We start from the raw sequence: 15,854 nt of genomic DNA, 5'->3' as shown, positions 1-15,854 counted from the left end.
CGGGCACACGGCTTCGTCAGATGACGAGCGCGTGCGGACGGGTTGCGCGACCGCCCGGACGGCGGAAATTCACCTCCATGCCGAATCGTGTTCGCGCCGCCGCCCTGGGCCTTGCCGTGTTGACCTGTCTCGCGCCGCGCCCGGCGGCGGCGCAGGGGTCGGTCTGGACGCGCAAGCACCTGTTCGGCGACTGGGGCGGGGTGCGGAGCGATCTCGCGCGGCGGGGCGTCGCGCTCGGCGCGGTGGAGCAGGTGGTGCCCTCGGACGTGCTGGGCGGCGGGGCGCGGCAGGGCACCTCGGTCGCCGCGCTGATGACGCTGTCGGCGCGGGTGGCGCTGGGGCAGTATGCCGCGATTCCGGGGCTTTCGGCCTATGTCTCGGCCTGGCTGGTGCAGGGGCGCGGACCGTCGGGCCATGACGTGCAGAGCCTGAGCGGGCTCGCCTATGAGGAGGCGCCGGGCGGGGCGCGGCTGGGCGATGCCTATCTGAGCTGGAAGGCGGCGCATGACGCGGTGCACGTGAAGCTCGGGAAGTTCGGGATCGACGAGAATTTCGACCAGAACCCGGCGGCGGCGGCGCTGGTGAATTCCAATTTCACCTACCGCAACATCATGGCGGACAACCTGCCGGGCGGCGGGCCGGCGTTTTCCTACGAGGGGCCGGGGGCGATGGTGGCGGTGCAGGCGACGCGGGCGCTGCGGCTGCGGGTGGGGCTGTTCGGCGGCGATCCGCTCGGGCAACCGCTGGAGGGGCCGGCGCCGCCGGCGCGGGATGCGGGCGGCCTCGGCTTTCCGCTGAATGCCGGGGCGCTGGTGATCGGCGAGGCGGATGTCCGCTACCGCCTGCCCGGCCTCGGCCGGGGCATGGCGCTGGTCGGTGGGCTGTACGACACGCTGAGCCGGCCGGACCTGCTCTACAGCGTGACCGGGCAGAGCCTGGCGCTGGCGGCCGTCGGCATCGATCCCGGCCCGGCGCGGCAGGACCGGGGGGATGACGTGATCTATGCCGGGGATACGCAGACGCTCTGGCATGGCGCGCGCGGGCGGCGGCTGCGGGGCTTCGCACGGGTGGCCGCCGCACCGCCGGACCGCAACCTGATCTCGCTCGACGCGCAGGCGGGGCTGGTGCTGGACGGCACGTTCCGCGGGCGGCCACATGATGCGGCGGCGGTCGCGGTGTCGTGGGACCGGATCAGCCCGCGCGCGGCGACGCTGGTGCGGGCGGAGAACCGGCTCGGCGGGGCGCGCGCGCCGGTGCCGGGGGCGGAGACCGATCTCGAACTCGATTACACGGCGCAGGTGGCGCCCTGGCTGAGCGTGACGCCGGATGTTCAGTATATCGTCCGGCCGGGCGGCGGGATTCCCGATCCGCTGGATGGCGCGAAGGCGGAGCCGGACGCCGTGGTCGGGCAGGTGGAGGTGACGGTGGTGTTCTAGTGTCCTGCCCCTGAAATTCGTGGGTGAATTTCAGGGACAAGCAGGCCACTAAACTATTGTTTTTTCAAGTGTTCACTGTGAATCTGAAATCCGATGGATTTCAGATTCGGGACACTAGAGCATCTTTATCAATGGGATGGAGGCGCGGCGGTCAGCGGGCGAAGGCGGCGAGCAGCAGGGGGGCGGCGGCGAAGCCGGCATAGGCGAACAGCACGGCGAGGTTTTCCGCCTGCTGCCAGCGGGCGATGCCGCGGCGCAGGGTGGTGACGTGCGGGTCGAAGACGATGCGGTCGGTCAGTTCGATGGTGGTGGGCATGGACGTCTCCTTCGCGCGGTTCCGCGCGGCCGGACTCCGGGCCGGCCGCAACTGCTGGTTTTGCTGATAGTCGAATTGTCGCGCCATGCGTGTTGCGAAATCGGCGCGGCTGGTTCGCGGCGGGCGCGGTGCCCGCCCCGCGAGACGGTGGATGGGAAGCGGGGCGGGGGATGGCGGCGCCGGTTTCAGCCGGCGCGGCCCCAGATCCGCAGGAACACCTTCTTGTAGCCGTTCGGCGGGTTGAACACGTCCTTCGCACCGCCGTCCTGGTTGACGTTCTCGGGGGTGAAGAGGTGCACCGGGTCGGGCTCGGCGACCGGCTTCTGCCCGGCGAAGGCGCGGTTCAACTCGTCGACGCATTGCCAGCCCTCCAGCTCCAGCGGGGCGGCGACGGTCGCGGTCTGGAACTCTTTCGAGCGGATGCGCTGGAAGGCGGATTGCGAGCCGTCGCCGGCCGAGACGTTGTAGGGCGGGCCGTCGCCGCGATGGCCGGCGGCGGACAGGCCGGGGGCCATGTAGTCGTAATAGAGGTCGTTGATGGCGAGCGAATAGGTCCAGCTCTTGCCGTATTTGGCGAGCAGGGCGGCGGTCACCTGCGGCATGCGCGTCGCGGTGGAGGAGAGCGGCACGTTCTCGATGCCGAGCAGGTGGCAACCCTTGCACGCGCGGATGATCGCCGCCATCCGGTTCGACTTGGCGAGCGCGATCGAGAATTCGCTGGTGGTGAAGATGACGACGCCGGCATGCCCGTCCGAGCGGGCGATGGCGTAGAGGGCGGCGGCGCGGGCGACCTCCAGCGGGTCCTGGGCGACGTTGTAGACGATGGCGGGCTTGGCGATCGGCCCCGGGTGCGGGCTGACATTCCAGCCGACCACCTTGATCCCGGCCTTGTCGGCCTGTTCGATGAAGGGGGCGGATTGCGTCGCATCCAGCCCGCCAAGGACGATGCCGGCGGGCTTCAGCGCGATCGCCTCGGACAGGGCGGCGTTCTGCCCGGCCGCCGTGCCCTTGCCGTCGAGCAGGCGGAAGCGCCAGCCGATCGCCTTCGCCGCCGCGCGCACCGCCTCGCCCACGCCGCGCGCCCCGCCATTCGACTGGTTCGACGAGACATAGACGATGAACTTGCCTTCCACCGCCTTCGGCCCGGTGGTCGGCCCGGTATAGGGCAGGGCGGGATTGGTCGCCGCCGCGACATATTGCCGCGCGGTCGCGAGCATCGAGGGCGCGGCCAGCGCCGGTGTCGCGAAGCCGGCGACGGAAAGCGCCGCCAGCAAGGTGGTTTTCCTTTTCATGAGTCCTCCCCGGTTGCGGCGGGCGCCGGCGGCGCCGCCTTGATGAGACCGCCGCGCCGCCGCTGGGCGAGACCGGCCAGGCCGATCGAGACCACGAGGGTGACGCCGTTGAACAGGCTGGAGACGAAGAACGCGCCGCCGAGTTGCTCGATCCCGGAAATGCCGACCGCGAGCAGCAGCTCCGCCACCACCGTGCCCCACACGTTCACCCGGCCGGGGCGGATCGTGGTCGAGCCGAGAAAGGCGCCGACCAGGGCGGGCAGCAGGTAGCTCAGGCCGAGGCTGGTCGCGCCGATCCGCAGCTGTGCCGCCAGCACCACCGAGGCGAAGGCGGTCAGCACGCCGGAGGCGACGAAGACGAGAATGACGTGGCGGCGCACCGCGATGCCGTTCAGCTCGGCGGCGCGGCGGTTGGCGCCGATCGCGTAGAGCACGCGGCCGAGCGGCATTCGCTCGGTCACCAGCCAGAGCAGCAGCGCCACCACCAGCACGTAGAGCGCGGGGAAGGGCACCAGGCCGAACAGGCGGCCGTCGTTGATGGCGGTGAAGGCGGCGGGCAGCGTGCCGACCACCTGCTCGCCGCCGGTATACCATTCGGCGAGGGCGTAGATGATGGTGCCGGTGCCGAGTGTGGCGATGAAACTGTCGATCTGCGCGATCTCGACCAGCATGCCGTTCATCAGCCCGAACAGCCCGCCGAGGACGAGCACCGCCAGCACCGCCAGCGGCCAGGGCCAGTGATATTGCACCTGCAGGCTGATCGCGATGATCGACCACAGCACGATGCCGTAGCCCACGGTCAGGTCGATCCGCCCGGCGATCATCGGCGGCAGGGCGGCGAGTGCGAGCAGGGCGACGACCGATTTCACCACGAAGATCGCCCGCATGTTGCCGGCGGTGGGGAAAGTGTCCGGCAGCAGGAGCGAAAACAGCACGATCAGTGCCACCGTGAGGATCGGCAGGCCATAGACGGTGAGCAGGCGGCGGCGGAGTTCGGCGCGCGGCAGGGCGGCGCGCTCGGCGCCGCTCGGCTCCAGCGCGTCGGACTTAAGCGATTCCATCGCGGATCTCCCCGGCTTCAGGTGGTGCCGCCGCCGCGATGCCGGCGGAGGCGGCGGCGAGCAGGCGTTCCATGGTCAGCGCCGCCCCGGCGATCTCGGCGACCACGGCGCCGCGGTCGAAGACCAGCGCGCGGTCGCACAGTTCGGCGATCTCCTCGAAATCCGACGAGACGACGACGATCGCCGCCCCGGACGCGGCGGCGGCGGCGAAGAGGCGGTAGATGTCGGCCCTGGCGCCGACATCGACGCCGGCGGTCGGGTCCTCGAACACCAGCAGCCGGGCGGCCTGGTCGAGCCAGCGGCCGACCACGACCTTCTGCTGGTTGCCGCCGGAGAGCTGCTCGATCGGCAGGGCGGGATCGTTCGGCCGCAGGCCGACGGCGCGGCCGAGGGCGATGGCGCGGCGGGCGAGGCGGCCGGGCGGGACGATGGAAAGCGGCTTCATGCCGTGGGCATAGGCGTTGAGGAAGGCGTTCTCGGCGACCGAAAGGCGCGGCGCGGTGGACTCGCCCACCCGGTCGCCGGCGACGAAGCCGATGCCGAGCGCCATCGCCGCCTGCGGGGAGTCCGGCGCGGCATCGGCGCCGTCGAGCAGGATGCGGCCGGCGCTGCGCGGGGCGAGGCCGAACAGGGCGCGGCCGAGGCGCTCCTGCCCGGCGCCGACGAGGCCGGCGAGGCCGAGGATTTCGCCGGCGCGGACCGAAAGGTTCACCGGCGGGCCGCCGGCGACCGAGAGATCGCGGCATTCCAGCCGGACCGGGCCGGGTGCGGCATCGGCGCGGCGATGGCGGGCGACGGCGCGGCCGACGATCATGCCGATCAGCGCCCCGGCATCGAGTGTCGCGACCGCGCCGGACCCCGCCAGCCTTCCGTCGCGCAGCACCACCGCCTGGTCGGCCAGGGCAAACACCTCGTCCAGCCGGTGGGAGACATAGAGCATCCCCACGCCCTTGGCGCGCAGCCGGCGCAGGGCCGTGAACAGCCGCTCGACCTCGGCGGCGGGCAGGCTCGCGGTGGGTTCGTCGAGCACCAGCATCTCGCCCTCGCCGGCCAGCGCCCTGGCGATGGCGACCAAGGCGCGCTCGGCGCGGGCGAGGTCGCGGATGCGGGTTTCGGGGTGGAGATCGACGCCGAGTTCGGCCAGCGCGGCGGCGGCGCGGCGGGCGGCGGCACGGCGGTCGATCAGGCCGAGGCGGCGGGGAAAGCCGAGCGCGAGGCCGAAATTCTCGGCGATCGTCATCCAGTCCACCAGGCCGAGATCCTGGTGGATGAAGCGGACCGGCAGGGCGCCGGGGGTGGCCGGCGCGCCGCGAAAGCCGATCTCGCCGCGATCCATCGGGTAGACGCCGGCGAGAATCTTGATCAGCGTGGATTTGCCCGCCCCGTTCTCGCCGAGCAGGGCGACGATCTCGCCCTCGTTGACGGTGAGATCGACCGCATCCAGCGCCCGCGTGCCGCCGAAACTCTTGCAGATGCCGCGCATGGCGAGCAGCGGGGCGGTCATGTCGCGCCGGTCTCGCGCCGGGGAAAGGCGCGCATCAGCGCGGCGGTATCGGCCGCGCCGAGCCCCTCGGCGACGCGGGCGCGATGGGTGGCCAGAGCGGCCTCGAGCAGCGGCAGCGCGAGACCCGCCTCGGCGGCGAGGCCGGCGGCGCCGGCGAGATCCTTCACCATGTTGTCGAGCCGGCCGGTCGGGGTTTCGTCGCGGGCGGCGAATTTCGCGCCGAACTCGCGCAGGATGGCGGAGTCGGCGCGGCCGCCGGCAAGCGCCTCGGGCAGGCGGGCGGCATCGACCCCGGCGGCCTCGGCGAGCGCGATCGCCTCGGCCAATGCGGCGAAGCCGGCGCCGCAGAGCAGCTGGTTGACCAGCTTGGCCGCCTGGCCGGCGCCGGTGCCGCCCATCAGGGTGAAGCGGGCGGCGAGATGGTCCATCACCGCGCGGGCGGATTCGAAATCGGCGCTGGTGCCGCCGGCCATCACGGTGAGCCGCCCGGCCAGCGCGCCCGGCGCGCCGCCGGAGAGCGGGGCGTCGAGCCAGCGCCCGCCGCAGGCGGCGGCGAAGCCGGCGGCGAGGGCGCGGGTCGCCACCGGGTCGATCGAGGACATGTCGATCACCAGCGTCTCCGGCCCGGCGGCGGCGGCGATGCCGCCGACGCCGAAGGTGACGGCGCGGATGCCGGCGGCGTCGTTCAGGCTGAGAATGACGAAGGGGCAGCCGCGCGCGGCCTCGGCCGGGGTGGCGGCGGGCAGGGCGCCCAGCGCGGCGAGGGCGGCGAGCTTGGGCGGGTTGCGGTCGTGCACGCGCAGGCTGAAGCCGGCGGCGAGCAGGCGGCGGGCGATCGCGCCGCCCATCACCCCCGCGCCGATCAGCCCGATCGCGGTCATACGACGCTCGTCAGCCCGCCATCGACGAAGATCATCTGGCCGTTGACGAAATCCGCCGCGGCGCTGGCGAGGAAGATCGCGGCGCCCTTCAGCTCGTCCGGCTCGCCCCAGCGGCCGGCGGGGGTGCGCGCGGCGAGCCAGGCGGAGAACTCGGCATCCTCGGTGAGGGCCGCGGTCAGCTCGGTGCGGAAATAGCCGGGGGCGATGGCGTTGACCTGGATGTTCCGCCCGCCCCATTCGGCGCAGAGGCCGCGGGTGAGCTGGCGGACCGCGCCCTTGCTCATCGTGTAGGGGGTGATCGAGGCGCGGCCCAGCTCGCTCTGCACCGAGGCGATGTTGATGATCTTGCCGCGGTTGCGGGCGAGCATCCGCCGGCCGACCGCCTGCGCCATGACGAAGGCGGCGCGGACGTTGAGCGCCATGATGCGGTCGAAGGCGTCGAGCGGGAAATCCGCCGCCAGGGCGCGGTGCTGCAGGCCGGCATTGTTGACCAGGATGTCGATCGGCCCGTCGGCCTCGATGCGCTCGATGGCGGCGGCGGTGGCGTCGGCGTCGGTGACGTCGAAACAGGCGGCGTGGGCGTCGAGCCCGAGGGCGCGCAATTCGGCGACGGCGGCCTCCAGCCGGCCGGCATCGCGCGCGTTCAGGATGACCGTCGCCCCGGCCTCGGCGAGCCCGGTGGCGATGGCGCGGCCGATGCCGCTGCGCCCGCCGGTGATCAGGGCCCTGCGGCCCGAAAGGTCGAACAGAGTCAGTCCCACGTATCCATCCCTCGACCGGTCCGCGCCGGTCATTTTTTTGATCCGCCGGCGGATGCCGGCATTTTTTGCTCCGCCGGCTGGCGCCGGATGGTTGCCGAAGTGCGGGAACCGGCGCATGTTAGCGGTAACACAGGATGGCGTAACACGAAGTCGGGCCACCGCTCAAGGAGGAAATCACCATGACAGCGATCGTGATCCACGCCGCGGGCGATCTCAGGATCGAGGACCGGCCGGCGCCGCCGCCCGGGCCGGACGAGGTGCGCGTACGGGTGCGGCGGGGCGGGATCTGCGGTTCCGACCTGCATTACATGCGCCATGGCGGGTTCGGCCCGGTGCGGCTGGCCGAGCCGATGGTGCTCGGCCACGAGGTGGCGGGCGAGGTGGAGGATGCTGGGGCGGAGACGGGCTTCGCGCCGGGCGAGGCGGTGGCGATCGACCCGTCGCTGCCCTGCGGCGCCTGCCGGTTCTGCGCCGCCGGGGCGACGCAGCATTGCACCGACATGCGGTTCTTCGGCAGCGCGATGCGCCGGCCGCATATCCACGGCGCGTTCCGCTCCGCGATCACGGTGCCGGCGCGCCAGCTCGTGCGGCTGCCGGCGGGGCTGGCGGTCGAGCGCGCCGCCTTCGCCGAGCCGCTGGCGGTGGGGCTGCACGCCGCGACACGGGCCGGGATCGGGCCGGGGATGCGGGTGATCATCGCCGGGATGGGGCCGATCGGCCTGCTCGCCCTGCTCGCCGCACGGCATCGCGGGGCCGCCGAGATCGTCGCCTGCGACGTGCTCGGCGCGCCGCTCGCCCTCGCGGCAAGGCTGGGGGCGACGGAGACGGTCGATCTCGGCCGGGAGCCGGACGGGTTGGCCCGCTTCGCCGAGGGCAAGGGCTGGTTCGATGCGGGGATCGAGGCGTCGGGCGCCGCTTCCTCGCTCGCCGGGCTGATCGGGGTGGTGCGGCCGCAGGGGCGGATCGTCCAGCTCGGCCTCGGCGGCGACATGAGCCTGCCGCTGATGGCGCTGGTGAGCAAGGAGATCGAGCTGGCCGGCGCCTTCCGCTTCGGTCCCGAATTCGCCGAGGCGGTGGCGCTGCTCGCCTCTGGCGCGATCGACCCCGACCCGTTGCTCAGCGCGGTGCTGCCGGCGGAGCGGGCGGCGGAGGCCTTCGCGCTCGCGGCGGACAAGGCGCGGGCGGTGAAGGTCCAGCTCGCCTTCTAGGCGGTTCCGCGATGGCCTCCCCGCCCGACCGCGCGCCGACGATGGACGATGTGGCCGCCGCCGCCGGCGTGTCGAAGATGACGGTCTCGCGGGCGCTGCGCGGCGCGCGCGTGGCGGCGGCGACGCGGGCGCGGATCATGGAGGCGGTGGCGCGGCTCGGCTATGTGCCGCACGCGGCGGCGGGCGCGCTGGCGAGCCGGCGGTCCGGCTTCGTCGCCGCCATCGTGCCCTCGATGGACAATTCGAATTTCGCCGAGACGATCGCCGGGCTGGAGGCGGCGCTGCGCCAGGCGGGGCTCGACCTGCTGCTGGGGACCACGCTCTACAGCAATGCGCGCGAGGAGGAGCTGCTGCATACGCTGATGCGGCACCGGCCGGAGGGGATCGTGCTCACCGGCGGGGTGCACAGCCGGCGGGTGGCCGCGCTGCTCGGCCGCTCGGCGCTGCCGGTGGTGGAGACCTGGGACCTGCCTTCATCCCCCATCGGCGGGGTGGTCGGGTTTTCCAACCGCGCGGCGGGGGCTCTGATGACGGCGCATCTCGCCGCGATCGGGCGGCGGCGGATCGCCTTTCTCGGCGGCGCCTCAAGGCGGGACCCGCGCGGCGAGGATCGCGGCCGGGGGTATGAGGAGGCGCTGGCGGCCGCCGGGCTCGGGCCGCCGCTGCTGTTCCGCCACGGCCAGCCGCCGCTGTCGATGCGGCACGGGGCGGAGGGCATGGCGCTGCTGCTGGAACGCTGGCCGGAGACCGACGCGGTGGTGTGCGCCAGCGACCTGATCGCCTTCGGCGCGATCGCCGAATGCCAGCGGCGGGGGATCGGCGTGCCGGAGCGGATCGCCATCGGCGGGTTCGGGGATTTCGAGGTGTCGCGCTGCGCGGTGCCGGCGATCAGCACGGTGGCGGTGGATGCGCGGGGGATCGGCGAGCGGGCCGGGGCGATGCTGGTGCGCGCGGTGGCGGCCCGCCGCCGCGGCGAGGCGGCAGCGCCGGAGCGGATCGAGGTCGGACTCCGGCTGGCGGCGCGGGGCAGCACCGTCGCGCCGCGCCGGGATTCATGACGCCGCGAGTTCGAGACGGCGGGCGGCGGCTTGCGGCGATTGCTGCGAGAAGCGGAAATGGGAGACGATGTTGGCCAGCGCCGTCGCCTCGCCGGCGAGGGTGGCGGTGGCGGCGTTCGCCTCCTCGGCCATGGCGGCGTTCTGCTGGATCGCCTTGTCGAGATGGCTGATCGCGGTGTTGATCGCGCCGATATCGTCGGACTGGGCGGTGACGGCGGCGGCGATGTCGGCGATGCGGAGGTTCATTTCGTCGACATTGCCGAAGATTCCCTGCAGCGTCTCGCCGGTGCGGCCGACGAGATCGACGCCGGCGGAGACCTGGCTGCGCGAGGCGAGGATGAGCGCGGTGATCTCCTTCGCCGCCTCGGACGAGCGCTGGGCGAGGGCGCGCACCTCGGAGGCGACCACGGCGAAGCCGCGCCCGGCCTCGCCGGCGCGGGCGGCCTCGACCCCGGCGTTGAGCGCGAGCAGGTTGGTCTGGAAGGCGACCTCCTCGATCATGTCGATGATCTGGGCGATCTGGCCGGAGGAATTCTCGATCGCGTGCATCGCGGCGACGGCCTCGCTGACCAGGCGGCTCGATTCGCCGGCGACGCCGGCCGCGGCCGTGGCACTGGCGCGGGCGCGTTTCGCATCCTCGGCGGTGGTGCGCAAATGCCGGTCGAGCTGGGCGAGGGCGGCGGCGGATTCCTCGAGGCTCGCCGCCTCGCTCTCGGTGCGGCGGGCGAGATCGTCGGCGGCGGCGCGGATCTCGCTCATCGAGGTGTCGATCACCGCGGAGGACTGGCGGAGCTGGAGCATCGTCGTCCGCAGGGCGCCGACGGCGCCGTTCAGGTCGCCGGCGATCGCATCGAAGGGCGCGGGCAGGCCGGCGGGCACCGCCACGTCGAGCTCGCCGGCGGCGAGGCCGGCCAGGGCCTGCTTGATCAGGTCGACGGCGCGGACGCGGTCGGTCACGTCGGTGGCGAAGATCATGATGCTGGCGAGCCGGCCTTCGGCATCGCGCATGCCGTTGTAGGATTCGGCGAGCCAGACGGCGCTGCCATCGTGGTGCCGGCGGCGGACCTCGGTGACGAAATGCTCGCCGGTGCGCAGCCGGTCCCAGAACCGGCGATAGGCGTCGCCGCTGACGTCTTCCGGGGTGGCGAGGATGCGGTGATGCTGGCCGACCAGCTGCTCGCGCCGGTAGCCGACGGCGCGGAGGAAATTGTTGTTGACGTCGATGATCGTGCCGTCCGGCGCGCATTCGATCATGCCGCGGCCGCTGGCGATGGTGTGCAGGCCGCGCGCCTCGCGCATGGTGCGAAGCTCGTCCTCGGTGAGCGGGAGGATCAGCTCGACCGTGCCGCGCGCGGCGCCGGCGGCGAGGGCGTGGGCGGCGACATGGACATAGACCGGTTCGCCGCCGGCGGTGACGAGTTTCTGGATGCCGCGCCAGCCGCCGCCGGCGGCGAGATGGCGCAGATAGCCGCCATCGGCGGCGCCGGCGATCAGCCCGGCGCGGGGCTGGCCGGCGAGCTGCGCCGGCGTGCGGCCGAGCAGGGCGCAGAACGCCTCGTTCGCCTCGGTCACGGTACCGTCGGCCCCGACCTGGACGATGCCGGCCATGGCGTTCAGCGACGCATTCACGCGTCGGCTGGCACCGTTGAACGGAAACTTCATCAAATGGCCTCCAAAGGAGATGGAACGTCACGTTATCGTTACAATCTCGCCTAGTATTGGGGCGGGTGGTTAAATCACGATTAACGGAATCCATAGTCTCACTGACGGATACGAAATCCATGAAATTTGGACGTTGATGTTTCGATTATTGGTCAAACGCGGTGTTTGCCGGGCTGGCGGCGGCGCCGTCTATTGATTTTTGCGCCGCCGGCTTCGAAGCTGGGGCGGAACGAATGCGGGGAGGGACGCGATGGACGGCGCGGCGGCGGGCGAGGGGGGACGGTTGCGAATCGGGATCGCGGCGTCGGCGGCGATGCGGAGCAGCGAGGTCTCGCCGCTGTTCGGCCTGTTGCGGGATTTCGCGCCGTTCCTGTCGTCGTCGGCGGTGGCGCTGCACGCGGTGGGGGCGACCTGCGACGCCATCCTCGCCTCCGGCCTGCTGGCGGGAAACCCGCCGGCGCGGCTGCGGCCGGCGCGCGAGGGCGGGGTGATCACCCTGACCTCGATGGTGGTGCCCGACGCCGAGGGGCGGGCGGCGCTGGATTTCGTGATCTACCTGATCGATCCGGTCGACCCGATCGGCGTGTTTCCCGAGATGCAGGCGCTGAAGCGGCAATGCGTGGTGCATGGGCGGCCGTTCCTGACCAACAGGGGCGCGGCCTCGGAATGGTGCGCGCTGGTCTGGAACGGCATGGCGGGGATCGACCGCACCGGGCTTGCGGCGCAGCTCGCCCGCTGGGTGCGGCCGGAGGCGACGGCGACGGAGACGATCGGGCTGATCGCCCACGATACGCAGAAGCCGGTGATGCTGGATTTCGCCCGGCGACATCACGCGCTGCTCTCGCGCTTCGGCCGGCGGCTGGCGACGGGGACGACCGGCGGGCTCCTGAACGGCACGGTGCCGGCGCGGCTGCGGGCCGAGACGGCGACGCTGCTGCCGCTGCTGCCGCCGGCGGTGCCGGGATGGACCACCGCCTTCCAGTCCGGCCCGCGGGGCGGGGATGCGCAGATCGCCGAGGAGGTGCTGGAAGGGCGCTGCCGGCGGCTGATCTTTTTCGAGGACCCGCATGTGGCGCGGGAGCATGAGGCGGATATCCAGCTGCTGGAGCGGGCGACGCGCTTCGCGCCGGACGGGTGCCTCTGCATCAACGATACGGCGAGCGCCGAATTCTGGACGAGCGGCTTCGGCGCGCTCGTCCAGGGGTGAGGGAGGCGGTCAGCGCGACAGCGCGGCCTTCGGGTTCATCGTCGGGTCCGCCCGGCGCGGGCCGAGGCGGAGCACGCCGGTGAGGGCGAGGCTGGCGACGGCGAGGACGACATAGACGAGGAAGCCGCGCGCGTAGCCGGCGGCTCCCATCGTGCCGACGAAATGGCCGAGCAGCGGCGGGACGGCGAAGCCGCCCAGCGCGCCGAGGCCGCCGACCCAGCCGGCGGCGCCGCCGACCGCGTGCGGCACGTAGTTCGGCACCAGGCGGAAGACGGCGGCGTTGGTCACGCCCATGCCGGCGCCGACCAGGAGTTCGCCGCTCACCGACAGGGCGAAGCTGCCGGACAGCGTCATGATCAGCGCGCCGGCGAGCAGGACGAGCAGGGCGAGGGCGGCCACCGCCTCGCCGCCGAAGCGGTCGGCCCAGGCGCCGCCGGGCACGCGGATCAGCGAGGAGAGCAGCGAGAAGCCCGCGGTCAGGATCACCGCCGTCCAGTGCGTGGTGCGGAAGAAGCTCTGCCAGTAGATCGGGAACCAGGCGGTGAGGGCGAGGAAGCCGCCGAAGGTGGTGAAGTAGAGGAGCACCAGCGCCCAGGTGCGCCATTCGGCGGCGGCCTCGCGCAGGGCGCGCAGGGCGCTGGCCTGCGGGAAGAGCTCCTGCCCGCAGGCGGCGGCCTCGGCGGCGGCGCCCTCGCGCGAGAGGCCTTCGTGGCGGAGCTGGAAGAAGGGGGCGTTGTGGCCGAGCACGAGATAGGCCGCGATGCCGGCGACGACGATGCCGAGGGAGACGAGATAGGCGCCCCAGAGGCCGATGAAGACGATCAGCAGCGGCAGGATCAGCGCGACCAGGCCGGGCGAGGTGTTGCCGAACCCGGCATAGGCGGCGAGCGCCCAGCCCTGGTTGCGCTTCGGGAACCAGTAGGAGACCTGGCCGATGCCCACCGAGAAGGTGGCGATGCCGCAGCCGCCGAGGGCGCCGAAGAGCAGGAGCAGCGGATAATGCTGCTGGCCGAGATGGGTGGGGTAGAGGGTCAGCAGCATGTAGTAGAGCCCGCCGATGCCGATGACCGAGAGCACCAGCAGGATCAGGAAGGGCAGCTTGCCGCCGGTGGTGTCGACCCAGGCGCCGAAGGGGATGCGCAGCAGCGAGCCGGTGAGCATCGGGATCGCGACCAGGAAGCCGACCTGCTCGGGCGAGAGATGCATCACCCGCACGAAGCTGTGCGCCGTCGGGCCGAACAGGGAGACGGCGCCGAAGCCGATGAAGAAGCCGATCGTGGCGCCGAACAGGGCGTGGTTCGGGCTGCCGCGCAGGGCGGGGCGGGGGGTGGCGCGCGGTTGAAGCGGGTCGCTCATGGCGCGGGTTCCTCTTCTGCTGAAACGTCGGTCAGGGTGGCGGCGTAGGCGCGTGCCGCATCGAGCCAGGCGCGCTGGCGCAGGTGGTCGCGGATGCGGTCGCGCACCGCCTCGAAGGGGAGGTCGCGGCCGTCCTCGCGGCGGTCGAGGCGGAGGAGGTGGTAGCCGTGGCGCGTCGGCACCGGGACGGGGCAGATCGTGCCGGGCGTCATCGCCGCCAGCATGCTGGCGATTTCCGGCGTGACGTCGCGCGCGGTGATCTGGCCGAGGCCGCCGCCATCCGCGCCGCTCGGGCAGGCGGAGTGCTCGCGGGCGAGGCGGGCGAAGCTGTCCGGGCGCGCGGCGAGGAGGGATGCGAGGCGGGCGGCCTCGGCGCGGGCGGGGGCGCGGGCGTCCTCGGAGGACATGTCGGCGGCGATCAGGATATGCGCGGCCTCGAACAGGGGCGGGGTGCGGAAGCGGGCACGGTGGCGCGCGAACTCGGCGCGGCAGTCGGCCTCCGACACGTCGGCGACGCGGATCCTGCGCTCGAGCAGGCGGCGGATCCGGCTTTCGTCCGCGGTTTCGCGCACCGGCGCGTCGTCCTCCGGTTCGGGGGCGAGGCCGGCGCGGTCGGCCTCGGCGAGGAGGGCGGCGCGCAGGCGCAGCGCGCGCTCGGCGCGGCGCCAGGCCTCCTCGCGCGTGGCGGCGGGGTGGTGCTGGAGTTCGGCGGCGATCGCCGCTTCGGAGAGGGCGGCGCTCATGGCCGGCGCTCCCGCACGAGGGCCGGCGCGGGGCGGCGGGTGCGCACGATCTGGTAGCCGCGGCGGCCGAGATACCAGACCGGCGCGCTCCAGACATGGACCATCCGGGTGAAGGGCGAGACCAGGAAGATGGTGAAGCCGAGCAGGATGTGCAGGCGGTAGACCAGCGGCGTGCCGACCAGCAGTTGCGCGACATCGGGCTGGAAGGTGACGACGCCCTTGACGTAGCCGACCAGCTGCTCGAACAGCCCGCCGCTCATGTGCAGGGCGGAGACCGGCACGGTGAGCAGGCCGAGGGCGAGCTGGCACCAGAGCATCAGCACGATCGCGATGTCGCGCTTGCGGCTGGTGGCGCGGATGCGCGTGTCGGTCAGGCGGCGGTGGATGAGGACGGACAGGCCGATGATGGCGATGATTCCGGCGAGCCCGCCGACCGCCATCGCGAGCAATTCGTGCTGCGCCGGGCTGATCAGCCAGGAGACCGCCCAGTCCGGCATCAGGAAGCCGACGAAATGGCCGCCGACCACGGTGAGCACGCCGTAATGGAAGAGGTTGGAGCCGAGGCGCAGGCGCTTGCGGCGCAGCAGTTGCGAGGAGTCGCTCTTCCAGGTGTAGGCGCCGTGATCGAAGCGGATCAGGCTGCCGACCAGCAGCACGGCGAGGCAGACATAGGGGTAGACGCCGAACAGGGCGGTGTTGATCCAGCTGCTCATGGGAGGTCTCCGGCGCAGGCGGCGGGCGAGGGGGCGGCGGTGAAGCGGATCGGGGCGTCGGCCCAGGCGGCGTCGCGCGCGGCGGCGGGCTCGTCGTCCGGCGAGGCGGGGACGAGATCGGCCGTCGCCTCCGGCGCGCGATCGGCGGCCGCCTCGGGGGCGAGGGCGAGCAGGGCCGCGAGGGGGGCGGCGTAGTCGCTGCGGCGCTTTTCGAGGCGCTGCGCCAGCGAGGCGGCGATCGGGCGGATCTCGCCGAGCAGGGCCAGCGCCTCGTCGGCCGGGATGGCGTCGAGATATTCGAGGAAGAGGGGCAGGAAGTCGGGCAGTTCGCCCGGCGCCATCTCCAGCCCGCGCGCCTCGTATTGCGCGCGCAGGTCGACCATCGCCTGGCCGCGGTCGCGCGATTCGCCGTGGACGTGCTCGAAGAGGTAGAGCGAGAGCGAGCGCGTCTGGTCGAACAGGGCGACGTAGCGTTCCTGGGTGTCCAGCAGGTCGTCGGCGGCGATGCGCAGGGCGAGGCGGGCGAGACGCTCGGCGAGGTCGGGCGGCAGGGCATCGGCGGCGCGGCAGAGGTGGGCGATGTCGGGTGCGGCGTCGCGCAGCGCGTCGTCCGGATAGGTCAGCAGCAGGCTGAGCAGCTTGAAAATTCGCATGGC

The 15,854-nt window shown here is 72.6% G+C and carries 15 protein-coding genes; 4 read left to right on the top strand and 11 right to left on the bottom strand.

All coding sequences use genetic code 11. From position 1 onward, the window contains the following. The first annotated feature begins 77 nt into the window (after positions 1 to 77). Positions 78 to 1,436 (top strand): carbohydrate porin, encoded by a 1,359-nt coding sequence (locus tag ACMV_RS08185; RefSeq protein WP_013640106.1) that lies wholly within the window; start codon positions 78 to 80, stop codon positions 1,434 to 1,436. A 151-nt stretch (positions 1,437 to 1,587) separates the two neighbouring features. On the opposite strand, the gene ACMV_RS08180 is transcribed toward ACMV_RS08185, so the two are convergent. From ACMV_RS08180 to ACMV_RS08155, 6 genes are all read right to left on the bottom strand, one after another. Further along, positions 1,588 to 1,752 (bottom strand): hypothetical protein, encoded by a 165-nt coding sequence (locus ACMV_RS08180; RefSeq protein ID WP_013640105.1) that lies wholly within the window; start codon positions 1,750 to 1,752, stop codon positions 1,588 to 1,590. A 185-nt stretch (positions 1,753 to 1,937) separates the two neighbouring features. Beyond that, complete coding sequence (locus tag ACMV_RS08175; protein WP_013640104.1) at positions 1,938 to 3,044, bottom strand: substrate-binding domain-containing protein; 1,107 nt, start codon at positions 3,042 to 3,044, stop codon at positions 1,938 to 1,940. Then, positions 3,041 to 4,105 (bottom strand): ABC transporter permease, encoded by a 1,065-nt coding sequence (locus ACMV_RS08170; RefSeq protein ID WP_011942359.1) that lies wholly within the window; start codon positions 4,103 to 4,105, stop codon positions 3,041 to 3,043. The genes ACMV_RS08175 and ACMV_RS08170 overlap by 4 nt, the downstream gene beginning before the upstream one ends. Continuing rightward, the gene (locus ACMV_RS08165) at positions 4,092 to 5,609 is read right to left on the bottom strand and encodes a sugar ABC transporter ATP-binding protein (RefSeq protein WP_013640103.1); all 1,518 of its coding nucleotides are present in this window, start codon (positions 5,607 to 5,609) and stop codon (positions 4,092 to 4,094) included. The genes ACMV_RS08170 and ACMV_RS08165 overlap by 14 nt, the downstream gene beginning before the upstream one ends. Continuing rightward, complete coding sequence (locus ACMV_RS08160) at positions 5,606 to 6,490, bottom strand: NAD(P)-dependent oxidoreductase (protein ID WP_013640102.1); 885 nt, start codon at positions 6,488 to 6,490, stop codon at positions 5,606 to 5,608. Before ACMV_RS08160 ends, ACMV_RS08165 begins: the two co-directional genes overlap by 4 nt. Further along, a complete protein-coding gene (locus ACMV_RS08155; RefSeq protein WP_013640101.1) occupies positions 6,487 to 7,284 on the bottom strand; it encodes a glucose 1-dehydrogenase in 798 nt (265 codons plus the stop codon). The genes ACMV_RS08160 and ACMV_RS08155 overlap by 4 nt, the downstream gene beginning before the upstream one ends. A gap of 146 nt (positions 7,285 to 7,430) precedes the next feature. Here ACMV_RS08155 and ACMV_RS08150 point away from each other — a divergent pair, with 146 nt between their 5' ends. Next, the gene (locus ACMV_RS08150) at positions 7,431 to 8,459 is read left to right on the top strand and encodes an L-idonate 5-dehydrogenase (protein WP_013640100.1); all 1,029 of its coding nucleotides are present in this window, start codon (positions 7,431 to 7,433) and stop codon (positions 8,457 to 8,459) included. 11 nt (positions 8,460 to 8,470) lie between these two features. Next, entirely contained in the window at positions 8,471 to 9,517 is a 1,047-nt protein-coding gene (locus tag ACMV_RS08145) for a LacI family DNA-binding transcriptional regulator (RefSeq protein ID WP_011942354.1), read from the top strand. Here the strand turns inward: ACMV_RS08145 and ACMV_RS08140 are convergent. After that, positions 9,512 to 11,179, bottom strand: a complete 1,668-nt coding sequence (locus ACMV_RS08140) for a methyl-accepting chemotaxis protein (protein ID WP_013640099.1) — start codon at positions 11,177 to 11,179, stop codon at positions 9,512 to 9,514. The genes ACMV_RS08145 and ACMV_RS08140 overlap by 6 nt on opposite strands. Before the next feature lie 250 nt (positions 11,180 to 11,429). Here ACMV_RS08140 and ACMV_RS08135 point away from each other — a divergent pair, with 250 nt between their 5' ends. After that, positions 11,430 to 12,386 carry a hypothetical protein gene (locus ACMV_RS08135; protein ID WP_013640098.1) on the top strand — a complete coding sequence of 319 codons (957 nt, stop codon included), beginning with the start codon at positions 11,430 to 11,432 and terminating at the stop codon, positions 12,384 to 12,386. 9 nt (positions 12,387 to 12,395) lie between these two features. On the opposite strand, the gene ACMV_RS08130 is transcribed toward ACMV_RS08135, so the two are convergent. From ACMV_RS08130 to narJ, 4 genes are read right to left on the bottom strand one after another with little or no spacing between them, the layout of a single operon-like run. Next, positions 12,396 to 13,742: an MFS transporter gene (locus ACMV_RS08130; RefSeq protein ID WP_007423599.1), complete on the bottom strand. Its 1,347-nt coding sequence runs from the start codon at positions 13,740 to 13,742 to the stop codon at positions 12,396 to 12,398. After that, complete coding sequence (locus tag ACMV_RS08125) at positions 13,739 to 14,485, bottom strand: peptidylprolyl isomerase (RefSeq protein WP_011942351.1); 747 nt, start codon at positions 14,483 to 14,485, stop codon at positions 13,739 to 13,741. Before ACMV_RS08125 ends, ACMV_RS08130 begins: the two co-directional genes overlap by 4 nt. Beyond that, positions 14,482 to 15,198, bottom strand: coding sequence for a respiratory nitrate reductase subunit gamma (gene narI / locus ACMV_RS08120; protein WP_013640097.1), 717 nt, complete (start codon positions 15,196 to 15,198; stop codon positions 14,482 to 14,484). Before narI ends, ACMV_RS08125 begins: the two co-directional genes overlap by 4 nt. Further along, positions 15,195 to 15,851: a nitrate reductase molybdenum cofactor assembly chaperone gene (gene narJ, locus ACMV_RS08115; RefSeq protein ID WP_013640096.1), complete on the bottom strand. Its 657-nt coding sequence runs from the start codon at positions 15,849 to 15,851 to the stop codon at positions 15,195 to 15,197. The genes narI and narJ overlap by 4 nt, the downstream gene beginning before the upstream one ends. Positions 15,852 to 15,854 lie beyond the last annotated feature (3 nt).

Origin of the sequence: Acidiphilium multivorum AIU301, from assembly GCF_000202835.1 — a bacterium.
Lineage (GTDB): Bacteria > Pseudomonadota > Alphaproteobacteria > Acetobacterales > Acetobacteraceae > Acidiphilium > Acidiphilium multivorum.
This window is presented reverse-complemented; position numbering and strand designations above follow the sequence as displayed.